Here is a 4,567-nt window from a genome sequence, read left to right as displayed (position 1 = left end):
AAGCTTTGTCGTAGGAAGCGATCGCTTCTTCTAAGCGTCCTAAATTCCTTAACGCAATCCCCCGGTTGTTCCAAGCTTCGTCCTTATCAGGTTTAAATTCCAAAGCTTTGTCGTAGGAAGCGATCGCATCTTCATAGCGTCCTAAATTATCTAACGCAAACCCCCGGTTGTTCCAAGCTGTGTCGTCATCAGGTTTAAATTCCAAAGCTTTGTCGTAGGAAGCGATCGCATCTTCATAGCGTCCTAAATTCCCTAACGCAATCCCCCGGTTGTACCAAGCTGTGTCGTCATCAGGTTTAAATTCCAAAGCTTTGTCGTAGGAAGCGATCGCATCTTCATAGCGTCCTAAATTATCTAACGCATTCCCCCGGTTGTTCCAAGCTGTGTGGTAATCAGGTTTAAATTCCAAAGCTTTGTCGTAGGAAGCGATCGCTTCTTCTAAGCGTCCTAAATTATCTAACGCAATCCCCCGGTTGTACCAAGCTTCGTCCTTATCAGGTTTAAATTCCAAAGCTTTGTCGTAGGAAGCGATCGCTTCTTCTAAGCGTCCTAAATTCCTTAACGCAATCCCCCGGTTGTACCAAGCTGTGTCGTAATCAGGTTTAAATTCCAAAGCTTTGTCGTAGGAAGCGATCGCATCTTTGTAATCTTGTCCAGCAAACTGCAAATTTCCCAGGTTCAATAGTAAATCAGATTGTGGTTCAGGTGTTTGATTGTCTTCTGCTATTAATTGTTGAATTGCTAATATTGCTTGAGTTCTTTCTTCTGGTGTTAATTTGAGATATTTTTCATAATTTCCATCTTGAATAATGCGTGATGACTCTTGTGCTAAAGTTTCTGAATCTATAGGAAATTCAAATAACCCAGAACGCCAATCAAAAAAATCTGGGGCACGTTGAATAAAATATTTAATAGCAAATATCGGTAGCAAAAATACAAAACAGATATTAAAGTTATCTTTAAACCGTTCTCGCTGTTGATTAAGGTTAATTAAAACAGGTGGTACACCCTTCCAACTATATGAATATCTATCTATGCTATTCCAACCTGTTAAGCTTTTGCATTCTTCATATTCATAAAATGAATGCTCTATTCCTGTAATAAATAAAATATTTATCTTTTTTTGATTATTTAATTTATCAATTTTTTCATATAAATTAGTGACGGCTTGCTCCAGCCGGATAACTTCGATATTTTTCTTAGGAATATCTTCTTTTACATTAGTAATTAACTGCTCACCCCCAGCCGGAGAACAACGCACAAATAATAAGCCAAATCCTTCTGTAAAATTAAGAGTACGGACTAAGGCTTGATATTCTTCATCTTTTTGTGATGGTAAATCCTGATCCCAATCAGTTAGTTCTAGGGTCATAATCTTAGCCGTGTAATGCCCAACATTAACCGTTAATCAATACCTTATACCAATTCTATGTGAGGCTGAACATTATCGCCCTGCGCCGAGCGCACCAAGGCGAACAGGCGCTTTAGCCTGGGGCTATCAATACAAAGCCTGCCGACCCAGGCTAATTATATGCATCTTTATATCGAATTAGGATTACAGCCCACGGAGGTGGGCTTTGTTCGTGTAGCGACACCCTTCTAGGGTGTTGCATTTTAGCTATGCTGGATACAGTCGATTAAAAGCATCTTGAAATTCTTGAATTCCTTTAATCAGAGGATGAATATCATACCAAACTTCACTTTCTTCTTGCTTATTTAAATAACGATATTCTAAAATACAGCGATTAAATAATAAACCCCGATACAGTGGATCGTTTTCTATTTTTTTAGAATGATACACAGTTGCCAGTGCGTCCCATTCATTAGCAAAAACTGTATTTCGATAAGTATTTCGCAACTCGCTGATTGAGCGCTGTACGGCTCTGATAGTAATGGGTAGGGTGTTTGTGTATTTAATTGCCTCCTTCATTAATAATAATAAATTTCGCACATGACCTCCACTCATGAGGCATAGTCCTTCTAAAGCTTCCCGCTGCTCAAACATATTTACCACAGATAAACTAGAGTCTATCAAACTCAGACGTTTTTGCAGTATTTCTATAACTTTATTAATACCGCGTTCATAAAGTTGATTATCAGGCGTTTGCACCATAATCATCGGCAATACTTGAGTATTACCATAAATATTAGCTAGGTCTGCGGCGCGATTAGAATACAGCAAAGAAATGGGTACTGTATAAATCAAATGGCAATCTAAAGCTTGGAGTTGTTCGCTACGGTCGAGAAAAATTTGGTCGTGATTGGTGCGTCCATCTTCTTGAGGTATAGGTACAATCCGGTCTAAGTTATCAGCAATTAATACAAGTTGAGAATATCCTGAAGGTAAGTTCTTTTTAGCATCTTGAATAAACTCATTTAATGCTGCAATCAAAGTAATTGTATGGGGATTGACACGCTCCCGAATTTTTTGGCGTTGACTAGGTTCTGTTCGCAGATTTGCTGTTAATTTTGCGAATTGGGAAATTTTCGCTTCGATAGTTAATTTTTCAAAAGAGACTTGAGTTAATGCCAAATCTTTTAAATCTTGCCAACGCTCGTTTAACCAGTTCAACAAACTAGCTGGAGAAGCGCTATCTTTTAATCTTTCTAATAAGTGACGGGTACAAGCTAAAAGAATATCAGTATATTGAGCATCTTCTGGATCAATATCTTCTTCATCGGCAGGAAAATAAACAACAAAGCAACCTTGCTCATTTAAAAATTGCTGAAGACGCAGTAATTCTGTAGATTTTCCCGCACCACGATGACCTGCATATAGTTGAGAGGTCATTCTGTCTGAAAGCAAAATCTCTTTACCTACTTCTACTAATATGTCACCATCTCCCCGCACTTCTGTACAATCAACATAAGCGGGATCTCCTGCGGGTAAGGGTCGAAATGGGTCAAAAGCATTGTATATCCGCTTTAAAAAGGCAAAATCCTGGGTCATAAATCTAAATTTATCAGGTTAGCGCCATATTATCGCAAACTTACAAAGACAGCTAGAAAATTAAATTGTCAGGTGTGTTATACTATGTCCGTTTAATTGACATTAATAAAAAAATCCGAAATCCTTGTAGAGACGTAGCATTGCTACGTCTCTACATCATATGTAATAAACCTGTCATGATATTATTGCTCAGAGTAGGGCACGATTGACAAATTACGGTTTAGCCGACGGACGGGGAAACCCCCCACCCCTACTTTATGAAAATCGCTGATTTAATTACTTGGTTTGAAGAATGGGCAAATCCTGCTTGGTGCGAAAGCTGGGATAATTGCGGGTGGCAAGTTGAACCGGGAGTTTTGCAAAAAAGCGCACGGATGTTGGTTTGTTTAACACCTACTTTAGCAGTGATGGAAGAAGCGATCGCAACGAGTGCTAATCTCATTTTTGCTCACCATCCGCTGATTTTTAATCCGCTAAAGTCTTTACGCACTGGGGAAGCGATCGCCGAAATGACGCGGTTAGCTTTTACCCACAATATCGGCATTTACAGCGCTCACACGAACTTTGACCAAGTTGATGATGGCACTGCTGACGTTTTAGCTCAAATTTTACAACTTCAACAAGTCACTCCCATAGTACCCACACAAGCTAATTTAGGATATGGGCGCGTTGGTGTTTTAAATCCATCTCTGAGTTTACAGGATTTACTGGCGACAATTCAAACCCGACTCGCTCCGCCAAAGCTTCTTTTTTCTCCAACTTCTGATTTACAGCAGAAAATTTCGCGAGTTGCTGTTTTAGGGGGTTCCGGAGCAAGTTATATCTCAGCTGTGGTCAAAATTGGTGCCCAAGCTTATCTGACTTCTGACTGTAAGTTTCATCAATTTCAAGAAAGCCGCGATCGCAATCTTATTTTAATTGATGCTGGGCATTACGCTACCGAACGCCCCGCGTGCGATCGCTTGGTGCAAAAATTCCAAGCTTTAAACCTCGACTGGGTGCAGTTGAGTCAAAAGGATGAAGATTTCCGTCAGTTTTTCCTTTCCTCAAATGTAAATATTTATTAAAGTATCCATTTTTACTTTCTCTGTAGTTTATTCTCTCCCAACATGTATGATTTAAAACTGACTTAATTAGTATTATTATTGAATAAAAACGATAATTTTCGATGTTTGAGCTTGATTGAGAGGTGTTACAATAAATCTATATATTTTAGCTAATGTGATTTTAGTCACACTATTTTTCTAACTACAATCACTCTTGACTACTGTTTAATATCAATGAGCAGGCGAGGGAAATGTTGCAAACTATATTTAATACATTGCTAACTATGCCTTAATTAAAATGATTCGCGCACTGATTGAATCTGCTTTCCAAACTGGATGTCTTAGTGTTGAATCCGAAGGTCTACTTCATCAAGTTTTGGCTACTAAAAGCTATGATGCAAAGGATTTGGCAGCCTTGGCAACACTAGATGAAGCAGTTAAGGCAGGTAAAATTAAACGAGAGGCATCGTCCTCAAGTTTATTAATGAAATTTCCCACACAATACAAACTAAGCTGACACAAGAAGACAAAGGAAAATCTTTCCCCTAGTCCCCCTACTCCCCCTAGTCCC

The 4,567-nt window shown here is 39.0% G+C and carries 4 protein-coding genes; 1 reads left to right on the top strand and 3 read right to left on the bottom strand.

The genetic code is table 11. From position 1 onward, the window contains the following. On the bottom strand, positions 1 to 1,372 hold a 1,372-nt coding region (locus OGM63_RS26765), incomplete at its 3' end, for a tetratricopeptide repeat protein (RefSeq protein WP_263748757.1). Positions 1,373 to 1,618: 246 nt separating this feature from the next. Further along, positions 1,619 to 2,950 carry a P-loop NTPase family protein gene (locus tag OGM63_RS26760; protein WP_263748756.1) on the bottom strand — a complete coding sequence of 444 codons (1,332 nt, stop codon included), beginning with the start codon at positions 2,948 to 2,950 and terminating at the stop codon, positions 1,619 to 1,621. 257 nt (positions 2,951 to 3,207) lie between these two features. Here OGM63_RS26760 and OGM63_RS26755 point away from each other — a divergent pair, with 257 nt between their 5' ends. Next, positions 3,208 to 4,017, top strand: a complete 810-nt coding sequence (locus tag OGM63_RS26755) for a Nif3-like dinuclear metal center hexameric protein (RefSeq protein WP_263748755.1) — start codon at positions 3,208 to 3,210, stop codon at positions 4,015 to 4,017. A 369-nt stretch (positions 4,018 to 4,386) separates the two neighbouring features. Here OGM63_RS26755 and OGM63_RS26750 read toward each other — a convergent pair. Then, the coding region (locus OGM63_RS26750) for a hypothetical protein (RefSeq protein WP_263748753.1) at positions 4,387 to 4,567 on the bottom strand (181 nt) is incomplete at its 5' end.

Origin of the sequence: Plectonema radiosum NIES-515, from assembly GCF_025753815.1 — a bacterium.
In the GTDB taxonomy this organism is placed as follows: domain Bacteria; phylum Cyanobacteriota; class Cyanobacteriia; order Cyanobacteriales; family Nostocaceae; genus Hassallia; species Hassallia radiosum_A.
This window is presented reverse-complemented; position numbering and strand designations above follow the sequence as displayed.